General features: G+C 82.0%; 1 pseudogene. It reads left to right on the top strand.

What is annotated here, in order from left to right:
- Positions 1–69: 69 nt before the first annotated feature.
- Positions 70–752: pseudogene (locus SZN_RS43095) on the top strand (hypothetical protein); the annotation flags it as partial.

The following is a 752-nucleotide window of genomic DNA, read 5'->3' as shown; positions in this document are numbered from 1 at the left end:
CTGCCGGCCGCGCTGCCCGCCGGTACCGGGACGACGGCCGGCGCGGCACCGGACCCGGGTACGGGCGCGGTGCCCGGACCGGACGAGGACGGTCGGCCGACGGGGCGCCGCCGTGCCCTCGCCGCGGCCACCGAGCGCGCCGCCGCCGCGCAGACGGCCCAGGAGACGGCTCCGCGTACGGTCTTCGCGCTGCCGCCCGCCGAGGCGGACCGCACGGACACCGGACCCGCCGCGGTCGGGGTGCCGGTCCCGGCGCAGGCACACGGGCGCGCAGGGACCGACGAGGGACGCCACGACGCCGTACCGCACGGCCGGGCCGACGACCACACGCCGCCGCAGCCGCATCCCACGAGCGCCCCGACCGGACGCCGTCGGCGTGCCGTGGGGCAGCCGCAGTCGGCGGAGGCGACGGCCGGGACGGGCGCGCAGGGGGTTCCGGTCCAGGGCGGTCCGGTCCAGGGCGGTCCGGACCAGGTCGCAGGGCAGGCTCCGGGTCCGGTGGAGGTCGCCGGGCAGCAGGTTCCGGCGCCGCCGGTGCCCGGACAGCTTCCGGCCCAGCCGGCCTCCGCCCCGCAGGGGCGGCCTCACCCGGTGCCCGGACAGGCCGCGCAGGCCGTCGCACGGGCCGTGTCCGCGGCGCCCCCCGCCGGCGGCGGTCTGCCGCTGCCCGCCGAGGCGCCGCCCGCGCAGGCCACTCCCGCCCAGGGCATGCGGACCCCGCAGCAGTGGCCCGCCGGTGACGACACGTCCGG

The organism is Streptomyces zinciresistens K42 (assembly GCF_000225525.1).
Classification (GTDB): domain Bacteria; phylum Actinomycetota; class Actinomycetes; order Streptomycetales; family Streptomycetaceae; genus Streptomyces; species Streptomyces zinciresistens.
This window is presented reverse-complemented; position numbering and strand designations above follow the sequence as displayed.